The sequence below is a fragment of the Pseudomonas sp. HR96 genome, from assembly GCF_034059295.1.
Classification (GTDB): domain Bacteria; phylum Pseudomonadota; class Gammaproteobacteria; order Pseudomonadales; family Pseudomonadaceae; genus Aquipseudomonas.
In genome coordinates, this window is record NZ_CP139141.1 from 4,606,149 (window position 1) to 4,619,949 (window position 13,801).

Consider the following 13,801-nt stretch of genomic DNA (forward strand, 5'->3'; position numbering starts at 1 on the left):
GGCCGCCAGCTTAAGGGGGGAGCGCTGAACCCCTCCTGAACCCGAATAATCCTGTTACAACGACTTGTGCGGTGATTTGCGCTGCAAATTCGCGCAACCCACGGCAAAATGACGCCATGACTACCTTCACCCCCACCTGCTGCACCGCCCCTCGTCGCCACTGGCCCCTGCCGGTCAGCCTGCCCGGTGTGGTGCTCACCAGTTGCAGGTTTGACCCCAGCCTATGGACCGCCGACGACTTCACCCGCAGTGCCATCGAGGCGCCGGCGAGCATCCAGCGCTCGGTGGCCAAGCGCCAGGCAGAATTCCTCGCCGGGCGCCTGTGCGCCCGCGCGGCGTTGCAGGCGCTGGGCTGGCAGGGACCGGCGGCGGCCATGGTACCGGCGATCGGCGAGGATCGCGCGCCGGTTTGGCCGCCTGGCGTATGTGGAGCAATCAGCCACGGCGGCGGCTGGGCCGGGGCGATGGTGGCTCACCAGCAGGCCTGGCGCGGGCTGGGCATGGACATGGAGACTTTGCTCAAGCCCGAGCGGGCGCTGCACCTGCACGGTGAAATCCTCACGGCCCCCGAGCGCGCACGCATGGCGCAGCGGTCGGCCGACGAGGTGGGCATGATCGTCACCCTGACGTTCTCGCTCAAGGAGAGCCTGTTCAAGGCCCTCTATCCGCTGGTGCTCAAGCGGTTCTATTTCGAGCATGCCGAAGTGCTCGACTGGCAGGCCGACGGCACGGCACGCCTGCGCCTGCTGACCGACCTGTCGCCGCAATGGCGCGCGGGCGCCGAGTTCGATGGCCAGTTCCGGGTCGAGGATGGGCAGCTGCTGAGCATGGTCTGGGTGCCCCTGTAAGACCGGTCCTACAGGGAACCCTCGCGCAACTCACGGCGCAGGATCTTGCCCACCGGCGTCATCGGCAGTGAATCGCGCAGCACGATGTGCTTGGGCACCTTGTAGCCGGTGAAGTTGGCCTTGCAGTAGGCCTTGAGCTCTTCGAGCCCCAGCCCGCCTTCGCGTGGCACCACGAACAGCTTGACCGCCTCGCCGGTGCGCTCGTCGGCGATGCCGATGGCCGCGCAGTTGGCCACCTTGGGGTGGGCCATCACCACGTCCTCGATCTCGTTGGGGTACACGTTGAAACCCGACACGATAATCATGTCCTTCTTGCGATCGACGATGCGCACGAAGCCATCAGGGTCGATGATGGCGATGTCACCGGTGCGTAGCCAGCCGTCCGCACTCATTACCTCGGCGCTGGCCTCGGGCTGCTGCCAGTAGCCCTGCATCACTTGCGGGCCGCGAATGCACAGCTCGCCGCGTTCACCCTGGGACAGCTCGGCGCCGTCTTCATCGACCACCTTGAGGCCGGTGCCGACCACCGGAATGCCCACCGTACCCAGCCGCCCGCGCTCGCCATAGGGGTTGGTGCACGCCACCGGCGAGGTTTCCGTGAGGCCGTAGCCTTCGATGATGCGGCAGCCGGTGATCTGCTGCCAGCGGTCGGCCGTGGCCTTGACCAGCGCAGTGCCGCCGGAGTTGGTGACCTTGAGGCTGGAGAAGTCCAGCGCAGCGAAGTCCGGGTGCTCCATCAAGGCCACGAACAGCGTATTGAGGCCGATCATGGCCGAGAACCGCCACTTCTTCAGCTCCTTGATGAAGCCGCCGATATCCCGTGGGTTGCTGATCAGCACGTTGTGGTTGCCAGTGACCATCATGCACATGCAGTTCGCCGTGAAGGCGTACACATGGTAGAGCGGCAGCGGCGCGATCATCACCTCCTGGCCCTCCTGCAGCATGGGGCGGCCGAGCTCGTCGAGTTGCTGGAAGCAAGCCTGCACCTGCTGCATGTTGGCCACCAGGTTGCCATGGCTGAGCATGGCGCCCTTGGCCAGGCCCGTGGTACCACCGGTGTACTGCAGCACTGCGGTGTCCTCCAGCTGCAGCGCCACCGGCCGCAGCGCCTCGCGTTGGCCCGTGCGCAGCACGGTCTTGAATGACACCGCCTGAGGCAAGGCATAGCGCGGGACTTTTTTCTTCACCTTGTCGACCAGGGTGTTGACCAGCCAACCCTTGGTGCTGGGCAACAGATCGCCAAGCCTGGCCTCGATCAGAAACTCGATGTCGGTGTCCGCCAGCACCTGCTCGACCAGATGCCCGAACAGGTTGAGGTAGACCAGCGCGCGGGCGCCGGAGTCCTTGAATTGGTGACGCATCTCCCGCGCGGTGTACAACGGGTTGGTGTTGACCACGATCAGCCCGGCGCGCAGGGCACCGAACACGGCGATGGGGTATTGCAGGATGTTGGGCATCTGCACCGCGATGCGATCGCCTGGCTGCAAGTCCGTGTGCTGCTGCAGCCAGGCGGCGAAGGCCTGGCAATGGCGGTCGAGCTCGGCGTAGCTGAGGGTCACGCCAAGGTTGCTGAAGGCCGGGCGGTCGGCAAAGCGCTGGCAGGAGCGCTCGAACACCTCGACCACCGAGGCATAGCCGCCCATATCCAGTTGGGTGGGCACGCCAGGAGGGCGTTTGTCATTCCAGAATTCAGGTTGCATTATTATTGTCCTCTAGCCTGAACGAGCCGTTCTGCCCGCAACTTAGCAGCAAACGACAGGCGGATCTAACAACAATAAGGCGTCATCACGCTTGTGAATCGGCGGGCTGTCTTGCCGCCCGATGCCACTGGGCAATGCGCTACGCAAATGAAGGAACGCGATGGCCTCGCAGCGCTTTACCCTTGTCACTGATGACAGCTTGGATTTACACGTCCACAGCTGGCTGCCCGCCGCCAGCCCCCGCGCCGTGGTGCTGCTGGCCCACGGCATGGCCGACCACGCCGGGCGCTACGCCGCTCTGGGCGCAGCCTTGACCGCGGCCGGTTATGCACTGTATGCCCACGATCAACGCGGCCACGGCCAGACCGGCGCTGCCGGGGTGCCCGGGCTGTTCGCCGCCTGTGATGGCTGGCGCCGGGTAGTCGCCGACCTGAGCCTGCTGCGCGCCGAAATCGCCCGCCGCCTCCCCGGCACGCCCGTGGTCCTGCTGGGCCACAGCATGGGCAGCTATATCGCCCAGGCCTGGTTGATCGAAAACGCCAGCCAGGTCGCGGGCGCAGTGTTCAGCGGTTCCAACTATCAACCGGCGAGTCTTTATCACAACGCCCGCCACATCGCCCGCTTCGAGCGTTGGCGTCAGGGCCCCCTGGGACGCAGCGCGCTGATCGAGTGGTTGACCTTCGGTTCGTTCAACAAGGCGTTCAGGCCCAACCGCAGCGGCTACGACTGGCTCAGCCGCGACACCGAGGCCGTCGATCGCTACATCGCCGACCCCTTGTGCGGCTTTCGCTGCACCAACCAGCTGTGGTTCGACCTGCTCGGCGGGCTGGCGCACATCAGCACGGAAGCGAACCTGGCGCGCACACGGCCGGGCCTGAAGCTGCTGATTATCGGCGGAGAATGTGATCCGGTCAGCGCCGGCAAGCGTCTGACTGATCTGGGCAATGCCTGGCGCCTGTCGGCCAGGGCGCAGGTGCGGACAATTATTTACCCGCAGGCGCGCCATGAAGTGTTCAATGAGCTCAACCGAGCACAGGTCGTCGGCGACCTGATCGCCTGGCTCGACACCCTGGGCGCCACCGCGCCGACCGATGAGCCTATTAACCCGTAAGGATTGGATACCGATGACCGAGGTCAGCAATACGCCGTACGAAGCACTTGAAGTGGGCCAGACCGCCCAGTTCAGCAAGACCGTCGAAGAGCGCGACATCCAGCTGTTCGCTGCCATGTCGGGCGATCATAACCCGGTGCACCTGGACGCAGCCTACGCCGCTGGCACCATGTTCAAGGAGCGCATCGCCCACGGCATGTTCAGCGGCGCCTTGATCAGCGCGGCAGTGGCCTGTGAGCTGCCAGGGCCGGGAACGATCTATGTCAGTCAGCAGATGAGCTTCGAAAAACCGGTCAAGATCGGCGATACCTTGACCGTGCGCCTGGAAATTCTGGAAAAGCTGCCGAAGTTTCGCGTGCGCATCGCCACCCGCGTGTTCAACCAGCGCGACGAGCTGGTAGTCGATGGCGAGGCGCAGATCATCGCGCCGCGCAAGGGGCAGACCCTCACCCTGACCGAGCTGCCACCCATTTCGATTGGCTGAAGCCGCCCGTCCATGGCGCCTGCGTTGAACGGCTGCAGTCGCCGGCGAAGGGCTGCAAAGCGGCCCTGACCTCAGGCAAAGAGAGATCAGCGCTTCTTGGGTTTGTTCGCCTTTTTCGCCTTTTTCGCCGCCTTGCCCAGCGGCATGGCCTGTTCGAACTGCTGGCGCATCTCGTTGAGGCGCTTGTCCTTGAGATCATGGATGCGCTTGGCGCGTTCGCTGTTGAAGTCGATGATCGGCGTTTCGTCCTGGCTCATGGCTCTAAGTGCTCTGGTCGGTAAGGCATGGGCCATGATGGGGGTTGCGGGCGCCTCTGCCTAGATCTGAATATCCACCCACAGCCCTTGCCGCGGCTCGTTCTCGATCAATGGCGCGACCGGCACGGTATTGTCGGCGTTGAGTTCGGTGCCCGGAAGCGGCAGGTGCTGCTCGGGGTCGACGTGCTCGATGATCTGCCCGTCCTGGCGCTCGCGCTTCTGGCGGCGGCGCTGTTCCTCGCGCAGGCGGTCGGCCGACTCCTCGGCGTCGCGCTGGCGCAGGTCGACTTGGCTGTCGCCGGTCACCGGCTGCGCGGGCGCCACCGGCGGCACGATCGGCGCCGTCTTGGCAGGATCGAGCTGCGAAGTCACCGCGATCTGGTTCATGGGTAGTACGGATGACAGCATGAAGGGTCTCCTCTCTCAGTCTGTCTTTCGGCGTCGGCCAGCCAGACTTGAGCAGCACAATGCTCAATGTATCGACTCCGTCACACAACCACCAGGCGCGGATTCGCGGTAAATTGTCCGCTGGGCGCCGGAGTCTTTGGCCTCGGGGCCCCGTATCCGTTAGAATCGTCGGCTTTTTACAGGCGGGAGTCGAGCAACATGGCGCAGCAGTATCAACCAGGGCAACGCTGGATCAGCGACAGCGAAGCCGAGCTGGGCCTGGGCACGGTCCTGGCACAGGACGGGCGCCTCTTGACGGTGCTCTACCCGGCCACCGGCGACACCCGCCAGTACGCCCTGCGCAACGCACCGCTGACACGCGTGCGCTTCTCTCCAGGCGACCTGATCACCCACTTCGAAGGCTGGAAGCTGACCGTCCAGCAGGTCGAGGACGTCGACGGCCTGCTGGTCTACCACGGCCTCGATGGGCAGAACAAACTGTGCACCCTGCCGGAAACCCAGCTGTCGAACTTCATCCAGTTCCGCCTGGCCAGCGACCGCCTGTTTGCCGGCCAGATCGACCCGCTGGCGTGGTTCTCGCTGCGTTACAACACTCTCGAGCACACCAGCAAACTGCTGCAGTCCTCGCTGTGGGGCCTGGGCGGCGTGCGTGCGCAACCCATCGCGCATCAGTTGCACATCGCCCGCGAAGTGGCCGACCGCATTGCGCCACGGGTGCTGCTGGCCGACGAAGTGGGCCTGGGCAAGACCATCGAGGCAGGCCTGGTGATCCACCGCCAGCTGTTGGGCGGCCGCGCCAGCCGCGTGCTGATCCTGGTGCCGGAGAACCTGCAACACCAGTGGCTGGTGGAGATGCGCCGGCGCTTCAACCTGCAGGTGGCCCTGTTCGACGCCGAACGCTTCATCGAAAGCGATGCCAGCAATCCGTTCGAGGACGCGCAGCTGGCGCTGGTCTCGCTGGAGTGGCTGACCGAAGACGAGAAGGCCCAGGACGCCCTGTTCGCGGCCGGTTGGGACCTGCTGGTGGTCGACGAGGCGCATCACCTGGTGTGGCACGAAGACAAGGCCAGCCCGCAATATTCGCTGGTCGAGCAGCTGGCCGAGGTCATCCCTGGCGTGCTGCTGCTGACTGCCACCCCGGAGCAGCTGGGCCAGGACAGCCACTTCGCGCGTCTGCGCCTGCTGGACCCGAACCGTTTCCACGACCTGGCGGCGTTTCGCGCCGAGAGCGAGAACTACCGCCCGGTGGCCGAAGCCGTGCAGGAACTGCTCGACCAGGGCCGCCTCTCGGCCAAGGCCCACGCAACCATTCACGGCTTCCTCGGTGCCGCAGGCGAAGCCTTGCTGGCCGCTGTCAATGACGGCGACGCACAAGCCGGTGCGCGCCTGATCCGCGAGCTGCTCGACCGCCACGGCACCGGCCGCGTGCTGTTTCGCAACACCCGCGCGGCGGTTCAGGGCTTTCCCGAACGCAAGCTGCACCCCTACCCGCTGGCCAACCCGGATCAGTACATGGAGCTGCCGCTGGGCGAACACGCCGAGCTGTATCCGGAAGTGGCCTTCCAGGCGCAAGGCAGCGGCGAGGAGGCCGATCGCTGGTGGCGCTTCGACCCGCGCGTCGAATGGCTGATCGATCAACTGAAGATGCTCAAGCGCACCAAGGTGCTGGTGATCTGCGCCCATGCCGAAACCGCCATGGACCTGGAAGACGCCCTGCGCGTGCGCTCCGGCATCCCGGCGACGGTCTTCCACGAGGGCATGAACATCCTCGAGCGCGACCGCGCCGCCGCCTATTTCGCCGACGAAGAGTTCGGCGCCCAGGTGCTGATTTGCTCGGAAATCGGCAGCGAAGGCCGCAACTTCCAGTTCTCCCATCACCTGGTGCTGTTCGACCTGCCCGCCCACCCGGACCTGCTCGAACAGCGCATCGGCCGCCTCGACCGGATCGGCCAGAAGCACATCATCGAACTGCACGTGCCCTACCTGCAGGACAGCCCGCAGGAGCGCCTGTTCCAGTGGTACCACGAAGCACTCAACGCTTTCCTGAACACCTGTCCGACCGGCAACGCCTTGCAGCATCAGTTCGGCCCACGCCTGCTGCCGCTGCTCGAAGGCGGCGACGACGACGCCTGGGAAGCGCTGGTGGGCGAAGCCCGTGGTGAGCGCGAGCGCCTGGAAAGCGAGCTGCACACCGGCCGCGACCGCCTGCTGGAGCTCAATTCCGGTGGCGCGGGCGAAGGCAAGGCGCTGGTCGAGGCGATCGAGGAGCAGGACGACCAGTTCGCGCTGCCGATCTACATGGAAACGCTGTTCGACGCCTTCGGCATCGACAGCGAAGACCATTCCGAAAACGCCCTGATTCTCAAGCCGAGCGAAAAAATGCTCGACGCCAGCTTCCCGCTGGGTGACGACGAAGGCGTGACCATCACCTACGACCGCCACCAGGCGCTGTCGCGCGAGGACATGCAGTTCATCACCTGGGAACACCCCATGGTGCAGGGCGGCATGGACCTGGTCCTGGCCGGGTCCATGGGCAACACCGCCGTGGCACTGATCAAGAACAAGGCCCTCAAGCCGGGCACCGTGCTGCTCGAGCTGCTGTATGTCAGCGAAGTGGTGGCGCCACGTGCCCTGCAATTGGGTCGCTACCTGCCGCCGGCCGCCTTGCGCTGCCTGCTCGACACCAACGGCAACGATCTGGCAGCGCGGGTCTCGTTCGAAACGCTCAACGATCAGCTTGAAAGCGTGCCCAAGGCCAGCGCCAACAAGTTCATCCAGGCCCAGCGCGACGTGCTGGCCCCGCGCATCAACGCCGGCGAGGCCAAGGTCGCCACGCGTCACGCCGAGCGCGTAGCCGAGGCCAAGCGTCGCCTGGCAGCGGAAACCGATGAAGAGCTGTCGCGCCTGACCGCCCTGCAGGCGATCAACCCGACCGTTCGCGACAGCGAACTGGTAGCGCTGCGCAAGCAACGCGAAGACGGCCTGGCGATGCTCGACAAGGCAGCGCTGCGCCTGGAAGCGATTCGGGTGCTGGTGGCGGGCTGATCCACAGCCCTCTATGGCCATGGGCTTCGTTATGAACTGTCTTGAGGCGGGAAGGAGCACAGCCTTCTCGAAGGGCGCCCCGGCCGGTCTGATCTTGCAAGATCAAGACTCGGGGCGTGCTGCCTTCCCCTCTATTCAAGCCGCCAGGATGACCCACCCGAGCCGCACCAAAACGGCTCACTCCATCAGGCGGCCGCCCTCTCCTGGATCACCACCCAAGGCGCTACCACCACCGCCCAGAGTTCCGGGTCGCGCTCCACAAAGCCCAGCGCCCGCGACTCAGAGAGCTTCTCGACCCGCCCACCGGCCAGCCACTCGGCTACCTTGGGGCCATCGTCCGCCGCCAGTGCCTCAGCCACGGCGATCAAATCCAGCGTGTTGTCGACCCACAACAGGGCACCACGCGCAAAAAACGGTTGCAATTCTTTCCACGGGATTACTGCGGTTTCACCGAGCAGTTTGGCATAGAGGGTGCTAGGTTCTTCACCGAATGCTTGATCGAAAGTGGTGTCTGTCTGGCGGCTCATGGGCATGTCTTCCGGAAAATCGTACGCAATCATAACGTGCTGTTTTTCGACGACAAACCCTGACTCACAAGCGGCCTTGCCGGAACCACCGGTGTTTGGTCAGGATGACTGGCGAAGGTTGCCAAGCGAGCGCCGTTATTCTGTATCTTTCTTTCGATAAAGCGACAGGTTACAAGTTTGTCCCCAGCCTCCAGCTTTCCAAGCGACAAACCGGCGCTCTACACTGTACCGGTACAGTTTCGAGGGGCTGGCCGGGTGGATTCAACCCACGACAGGGGCGCAGGGGTAGGCGCCACCACGTGGGAAGTCTCGGTTCCGCAGCCTCGGTCTGTTGACCTGGGTTGTCCGAACTATAAAAAAGAAAACACTAGAGTGGAGCATCAATGAATAAGCGGATTTCCAAACTGTTTGGCGCCATGATCCTGGCCGGTGTAGCCAGCCATTCGTTCGCCGCCGACACCATCAAGATCGGCATCGCCGGCCCCAAGACCGGCCCGGTGGCGCAGTACGGCGACATGCAGTTCAGCGGTGCGAAAATGGCCATCGCCCAGATCAACGCCAAGGGCGGTGTCGACGGCAAGCAGCTCGAAGCGGTCGAATACGATGACGCCTGCGATCCCAAGCAAGCCGTCGCCGTGGCCAACAAAGTGGTCAACGACGGCGTCAAGTTCGTGGTTGGCCACCTGTGCTCGAGCTCCACTCAGCCTGCTTCGGACATCTACGAAGACGAAGGCATCGTGATGATCACCCCCGCAGCCACCAGCCCGGACATCACCGCGCGTGGCTACAAGATGATCTTCCGCACCATCGGCCTGGACAGCGCCCAGGGCCCGGCTGCCGGCAATTACATCGCCGACCACGTCAAGCCCAAGGTCGTCGCGGTCATCCACGACAAGCAACAGTACGGTGAAGGCATCGCCACCGCCGTGAAGAAGACCCTTGAAGGCAAGAACGTCAAGGTGGCCGTATTCGAAGGCATCAACGCCGGTGACAAGGACTTCTCTTCGCTGATCGCCAAGCTCAAGCAAGCCAATGTCGACTTCGTCTACTATGGCGGCTACCACCCAGAGCTGGGCCTGATCCTGCGCCAAGCCCAGGAAAAAGGCCTGAACGCCAAGTTCATGGGCCCTGAAGGGGTCGGCAACGACTCTATTTCGCAGATCGCCCAGGGCGCCTCCGAAGGCCTGCTGGTGACCCTGCCCAAATCCTTCGACCAGGACCCGGCCAACGTGGCGCTGGTCAAGGCCTTCAAGGACGCCAAGCAGGATCCAAGCGGCCCGTTCGTGTTCCCGTCCTACTCCGCCGTACAAGTGATTGCCGACGGTATCACCGCCGCCAAGAGCGAAGACGCCGCCAAGGTGGCCGCTGCCATCCACGCCGGCTCTTTCAAGACCCCGACCGGCGATCTGAGCTTCGACGCCAAGGGTGACCTGAAAGACTTCAAGTTCGTCGTATACGAGTGGCATTTCGGCAAGCCGAAAACTGAAGCCAGCCCTCAGTAAACCGCTGTCGATCACCACAAGGCCCACTGCGTAACAGCAGTGGGCCTTGTTTTATAACCCATTCGTTTGATACCGAGCCTGCGGCCGTGATCCGGCTGCCGATTCACCTGAAAATCTCAAAACCGTTATCAGCGGTTCGCTGGCATCCCGGCCACCTGCCCCCAGGCAGCACCCCCGGCTGGAAAGGACTCCTCCAGTGAAATGCGTACAGGTTTCAGGAGCGCTGTAATGCCCGACATTTACCACTTTTTCCAACAGCTGGTTAACGGCCTGACCGTTGGCAGCACCTATGCCCTGATCGCCATTGGCTACACCATGGTGTACGGCATCATCGGCATGATCAACTTCGCCCATGGCGAGGTGTACATGATCGGCTCCTACGTCGCCTTCATCGCCCTGGCGGGCCTGGCCATGCTGGGTATCCACAGCCTGCCGCTGCTGATGATCGCCGCCTTCGTCGCCAGCATCGTGGTCACCAGCGCCTACGGCTACAGCATCGAGCGCATCGCCTATCGGCCGCTGCGCGGCAGCAACCGCCTGATCCCGTTGATCTCGGCGATCGGCATGTCGATTTTCCTGCAGAACACCGTGCTGCTCTCGCAGGACTCCAAGGACAAATCCATTCCCAACCTGATTCCCGGCAACTTCTCCTTCGGGCCAGGCGGGGCACAGGAAGTGATGATTTCCTATATGCAGGTGCTGGTGTTCGTCATCACCCTGCTGGCCATGCTCGGCCTGACCCTGTTCATCTCCCGTTCCCGCCTGGGCCGCGCCTGCCGCGCCTGCGCCGAGGACATGAAAATGGCCAACCTGCTGGGCATCAACACCAACAACATCATCGCCCTGACCTTCGTCATCGGCGCCGCACTGGCGGCTGTCGCCGCCGTATTGCTGAGCATGCAGTACGGCGTGATCAACCCCAACGCCGGGTTCCTGGTCGGCCTCAAAGCGTTCACTGCGGCCGTGCTCGGCGGTATCGGCAGCATCCCGGGCGCCATGCTCGGCGGGCTGGTATTGGGTGTGGCCGAAGCCTTTGGCGCCGACGTGTTCGGTGACCAGTACAAGGATGTGGTGGCTTTCGGCCTTTTGGTTCTGGTCCTGTTGTTCCGGCCGACCGGCATTCTCGGCCGTCCGGAGGTTGAAAAAGTATGAGTCGTTCTCTCAAACAGGCGCTGTTCAGCGCCCTGCTGGTATGGGCCGTGGCCTACCCGGTGCTTGGCTTGAAGCTGAGCATTGTCGGCATCCACCTGGAAGTGCATGAAACCAGCAGCACCACGCTGATGATCATCGCCCTGTGCTCGGTGCTGATGTTCCTGCGCGTGCTGTTCAACGAGCGGATCACCTCGGCCCTGCGCAGCTCTTCGCGCGGCCCGCTGATCCCGGCCAGCGCGAGCAACTTCCTGACCCTGCCTTCGACGCAGAAGTGGCTGCTGCTGGCACTGATCGTCGCCGCATTCGTCTGGCCGTTCTTCGGCTCGCGGGGCGCGGTGGACATCGCCACGCTGATCCTGATCTACGTGATGCTGGGCCTGGGCCTGAACATCGTGGTCGGCCTGGCCGGCCTGCTCGACCTCGGCTACGTCGGCTTCTACGCCGTGGGTGCCTACACCTACGCGCTGCTGTCGCACTACTACGGGTGGAGCTTCTGGATCTGCCTGCCACTGGCAGGCCTGGCGGCGGCAACCTTCGGCTTCATCCTCGGCTTCCCGGTGCTGCGCCTGCGCGGCGACTACCTGGCCATCGTCACCCTGGGCTTCGGCGAGATCATCCGCATCTTCCTGCGCAACCTCACCGACCTGACCGGCGGCCCCAACGGCATCAGCAACATTCCCAAGCCGACCCTGTTCGGCCTCAGCTTCGACCGCACCGCGGCCGACGGCATGCAGACCTTCCACGAGTACTTCGGCCTGGAATACAACTCGATCAACAAGGTGATCTTCCTCTACCTGATCGCCCTGCTGCTGTCGCTGGCCGCGCTGTTCGTGATCAACCGCCTGCTGCGCATGCCCATAGGCCGTGCGTGGGAAGCGCTGCGCGAAGACGAGATCGCCTGCCGGGCACTGGGCTTGAACCCGACCATCATCAAGCTTTCGGCCTTCACCCTCGGTGCCTGCTTCGCCGGGTTCGCCGGCAGCTTCTTTGCCGCCCGTCAGGGCCTGGTGACCCCCGAGTCCTTCACCTTCATCGAATCGGCGATCATCCTCGCCATCGTCGTGCTGGGTGGCATGGGCTCGCAACTGGGCGTGATCCTGGCAGCGATCGTGATGATCCTGCTGCCTGAATTGATGCGCGAATTCAGCGAATACCGCATGTTGATGTTTGGCGCCATGATGGTGCTGATGATGATCTGGCGTCCGCAAGGCTTCCTCCCCATGCAGCGTCCGCATATGGAGTTGAAGAAATGACCCGGGAAATCCTCAAGGTAAGTGATTTGAGCATGCGCTTCGGCGGCCTGCTCGCGGTCAACGGCGTAGGCCTCACGGTCAAGGAAAAACAGGTCGTGGCGCTGATCGGCCCGAACGGCGCCGGCAAGACTACGGTGTTCAACTGCCTGACCGGCTTCTACAAGCCCACCGGCGGTAGCATCCTGCTCGACGGTCAGCCAATCCAGGGCCTGCCCGGGCATCAGATCGCCCGCAAGGGCGTGGTCCGCACCTTCCAGAACGTGCGCCTGTTCAAGGAGATGACCGCAGTCGAAAACCTGCTGATCGCTCAGCACCGGCACCTGAACACCAACTTCCTCGCCGGTCTGTTCAAGACCCCGGCGTTTCGCCGCAGCGAACGTGAAGCCATGGAATACGCCGAGCATTGGCTGGAGCGCGTCAACCTCAAGGAATTCGCCAACCGTACCGCCGGCACCTTGGCCTACGGCCAGCAGCGCCGCCTGGAAATCGCCCGTTGCATGATGACGCGCCCGCGCATCCTCATGCTCGACGAACCGGCTGCTGGCCTCAACCCACGGGAAACCGACGACCTCAAGGCGCTGATCGGCACTTTGCGCGAAGAGCACAACGCCACGGTGCTGCTGATCGAACACGACATGAAACTGGTGATGAGCATTTCCGACCACATCGTGGTGATCAACCAGGGTACGCCCCTGGCCGACGGCACGCCGGAACAAGTCCGGGACAACCCGGCGGTGATCAAAGCCTACCTGGGGGAAGCGTAAATGCTGCAATTCGACAACGTTTCCACCTTCTACGGCAAGATCCAGGCGCTGCACAGCGTCAACGTGGAAGTACGCCAGGGCGAGATCGTCACCCTGATCGGTGCCAACGGAGCCGGCAAATCGACCTTGCTGATGACCCTGTGCGGCGCCCCGCGCGCGCATTCGGGCAGCATCCGCTACCTGGGCGAGGAATTGGTCGGCCAGGACTCGGCGCAGATCATGCGCAAGAGCATCGCCGTGGTGCCCGAAGGCCGCCGGGTGTTTGCCCGTCTTACCGTCGAGGAGAACCTGGCCATGGGCGGGTTTTTCACCGAAAAGGGCGACTATCAGGAGCAGATGGACAAGGTGCTGGAGCTGTTTCCGCGGCTCAAGGAACGCTTCACCCAGCGCGGCGGCACCATGTCGGGCGGCGAACAGCAGATGCTTGCGATTGGCCGCGCGCTGATGAGCAAGCCCAAGCTGTTGCTGCTCGACGAGCCATCACTGGGGCTGGCACCGATCATCATCCAGCAGATCTTCGACATCATTGAACAGCTGCGCAAGGACGGTGTGACGGTGTTCCTGGTCGAGCAGAACGCCAACCAGGCATTGAAGATCGCCGACCGGGCCTATGTGCTGGAAAACGGGCGGGTGGTGATGCAGGGCAGCGGCGAAGCCTTGCTGACAGATCCGAAGGTCCGTGAGGCTTATCTGGGCGGATGACCCAGCGTACCGCTCATTGGTGAAAAAACGCTCGCGACCTGCGAGCGT

Annotated in this window: 13 protein-coding genes; 9 read left to right on the forward strand and 4 right to left on the reverse strand. The window is 63.6% G+C overall.

The genetic code is table 11. From position 1 onward, the window contains the following. The first annotated feature begins 116 nt into the window (after positions 1-116). Positions 117-848, forward strand: a complete 732-nt coding sequence (locus tag SFA35_RS20600) for a 4'-phosphopantetheinyl transferase family protein (protein ID WP_320572359.1) — start codon at positions 117-119, stop codon at positions 846-848. 8 nt (positions 849-856) lie between these two features. On the opposite strand, the gene fadD2 is transcribed toward SFA35_RS20600, so the two are convergent. Continuing rightward, positions 857-2,548 (reverse strand): long-chain-fatty-acid--CoA ligase FadD2, encoded by a 1,692-nt coding sequence (fadD2, locus tag SFA35_RS20605; protein WP_320572360.1) that lies wholly within the window; start codon positions 2,546-2,548, stop codon positions 857-859. 160 nt (positions 2,549-2,708) lie between these two features. Here fadD2 and SFA35_RS20610 point away from each other — a divergent pair, with 160 nt between their 5' ends. Further along, positions 2,709-3,659 carry an alpha/beta hydrolase gene (locus tag SFA35_RS20610; RefSeq protein ID WP_320572361.1) on the forward strand — a complete coding sequence of 317 codons (951 nt, stop codon included), beginning with the start codon at positions 2,709-2,711 and terminating at the stop codon, positions 3,657-3,659. A gap of 13 nt (positions 3,660-3,672) precedes the next feature. Beyond that, positions 3,673-4,143: a MaoC family dehydratase gene (locus SFA35_RS20615; RefSeq protein WP_320572362.1), complete on the forward strand. Its 471-nt coding sequence runs from the start codon at positions 3,673-3,675 to the stop codon at positions 4,141-4,143. Positions 4,144-4,229: 86 nt separating this feature from the next. On the opposite strand, the gene SFA35_RS20620 is transcribed toward SFA35_RS20615, so the two are convergent. Together SFA35_RS20620 and SFA35_RS20625 are read right to left on the reverse strand one after the other, a co-directional pair. After that, complete coding sequence (locus SFA35_RS20620; protein ID WP_320572363.1) at positions 4,230-4,400, reverse strand: hypothetical protein; 171 nt, start codon at positions 4,398-4,400, stop codon at positions 4,230-4,232. Positions 4,401-4,460: 60 nt separating this feature from the next. Beyond that, complete coding sequence (locus SFA35_RS20625; protein WP_320572364.1) at positions 4,461-4,808, reverse strand: aspartate-semialdehyde dehydrogenase; 348 nt, start codon at positions 4,806-4,808, stop codon at positions 4,461-4,463. A 198-nt stretch (positions 4,809-5,006) separates the two neighbouring features. Between SFA35_RS20625 and rapA the strand changes: the two genes are divergently transcribed. Then, a complete protein-coding gene (gene rapA / locus SFA35_RS20630) occupies positions 5,007-7,853 on the forward strand; it encodes an RNA polymerase-associated protein RapA (RefSeq protein ID WP_320572365.1) in 2,847 nt (948 codons plus the stop codon). A 185-nt stretch (positions 7,854-8,038) separates the two neighbouring features. Here rapA and SFA35_RS20635 read toward each other — a convergent pair whose 3' ends face one another. Continuing rightward, entirely contained in the window at positions 8,039-8,380 is a 342-nt protein-coding gene (locus tag SFA35_RS20635) for a DUF2288 domain-containing protein (protein WP_320579152.1), read from the reverse strand. A 383-nt stretch (positions 8,381-8,763) separates the two neighbouring features. Here SFA35_RS20635 and SFA35_RS20640 point away from each other — a divergent pair, with 383 nt between their 5' ends. The 5 genes from SFA35_RS20640 to SFA35_RS20660 all read left to right on the forward strand — a co-directional run bounded on the left by SFA35_RS20640 (position 8,764) and on the right by SFA35_RS20660 (position 13,753). Next, positions 8,764-9,882 (forward strand): branched-chain amino acid ABC transporter substrate-binding protein, encoded by a 1,119-nt coding sequence (locus SFA35_RS20640; protein WP_320572366.1) that lies wholly within the window; start codon positions 8,764-8,766, stop codon positions 9,880-9,882. A gap of 228 nt (positions 9,883-10,110) precedes the next feature. Further along, positions 10,111-11,034 carry a high-affinity branched-chain amino acid ABC transporter permease LivH gene (gene livH, locus SFA35_RS20645; RefSeq protein WP_320572367.1) on the forward strand — a complete coding sequence of 308 codons (924 nt, stop codon included), beginning with the start codon at positions 10,111-10,113 and terminating at the stop codon, positions 11,032-11,034. After that, positions 11,031-12,287, forward strand: coding sequence for a high-affinity branched-chain amino acid ABC transporter permease LivM (locus SFA35_RS20650; RefSeq protein WP_320572368.1), 1,257 nt, complete (start codon positions 11,031-11,033; stop codon positions 12,285-12,287). The genes livH and SFA35_RS20650 overlap by 4 nt, the downstream gene beginning before the upstream one ends. Beyond that, positions 12,284-13,051, forward strand: a complete 768-nt coding sequence (gene livG, locus SFA35_RS20655; RefSeq protein ID WP_320572369.1) for a high-affinity branched-chain amino acid ABC transporter ATP-binding protein LivG — start codon at positions 12,284-12,286, stop codon at positions 13,049-13,051. Before SFA35_RS20650 ends, livG begins: the two co-directional genes overlap by 4 nt. Beyond that, positions 13,052-13,753 carry an ABC transporter ATP-binding protein gene (locus SFA35_RS20660; protein WP_320572370.1) on the forward strand — a complete coding sequence of 234 codons (702 nt, stop codon included), beginning with the start codon at positions 13,052-13,054 and terminating at the stop codon, positions 13,751-13,753. It begins immediately after the preceding gene. Positions 13,754-13,801 lie beyond the last annotated feature (48 nt).

Excerpts from the sequence above, each read along its gene's own strand:
- SFA35_RS20640 (WP_320572366.1), top strand. The coding sequence starts at position 8,764 with ATGAATAAGCGGATTTCCAAACTGTTTGGCGCCATGATCCTGGCCGGT.
- SFA35_RS20625 (WP_320572364.1), bottom strand. The coding sequence starts at position 4,808 with ATGCTGTCATCCGTACTACCCATGAACCAGATCGCGGTGACTTCGCAG.
- SFA35_RS20610 (WP_320572361.1), top strand. The coding sequence starts at position 2,709 with ATGGCCTCGCAGCGCTTTACCCTTGTCACTGATGACAGCTTGGATTTA.
- SFA35_RS20620 (WP_320572363.1), bottom strand. The coding sequence starts at position 4,400 with ATGAGCCAGGACGAAACGCCGATCATCGACTTCAACAGCGAACGCGCC.
- SFA35_RS20615 (WP_320572362.1), top strand. The coding sequence starts at position 3,673 with ATGACCGAGGTCAGCAATACGCCGTACGAAGCACTTGAAGTGGGCCAG.
- SFA35_RS20660 (WP_320572370.1), top strand. The coding sequence starts at position 13,052 with ATGCTGCAATTCGACAACGTTTCCACCTTCTACGGCAAGATCCAGGCG.
- SFA35_RS20600 (WP_320572359.1), top strand. The coding sequence starts at position 117 with ATGACTACCTTCACCCCCACCTGCTGCACCGCCCCTCGTCGCCACTGG.
- SFA35_RS20650 (WP_320572368.1), top strand. The coding sequence starts at position 11,031 with ATGAGTCGTTCTCTCAAACAGGCGCTGTTCAGCGCCCTGCTGGTATGG.
- rapA (WP_320572365.1), top strand. The coding sequence starts at position 5,007 with ATGGCGCAGCAGTATCAACCAGGGCAACGCTGGATCAGCGACAGCGAA.
- livH (WP_320572367.1), top strand. The coding sequence starts at position 10,111 with ATGCCCGACATTTACCACTTTTTCCAACAGCTGGTTAACGGCCTGACC.
- SFA35_RS20635 (WP_320579152.1), bottom strand. The coding sequence starts at position 8,380 with ATGAGCCGCCAGACAGACACCACTTTCGATCAAGCATTCGGTGAAGAA.
- fadD2 (WP_320572360.1), bottom strand. The coding sequence starts at position 2,548 with ATGCAACCTGAATTCTGGAATGACAAACGCCCTCCTGGCGTGCCCACC.
- livG (WP_320572369.1), top strand. The coding sequence starts at position 12,284 with ATGACCCGGGAAATCCTCAAGGTAAGTGATTTGAGCATGCGCTTCGGC.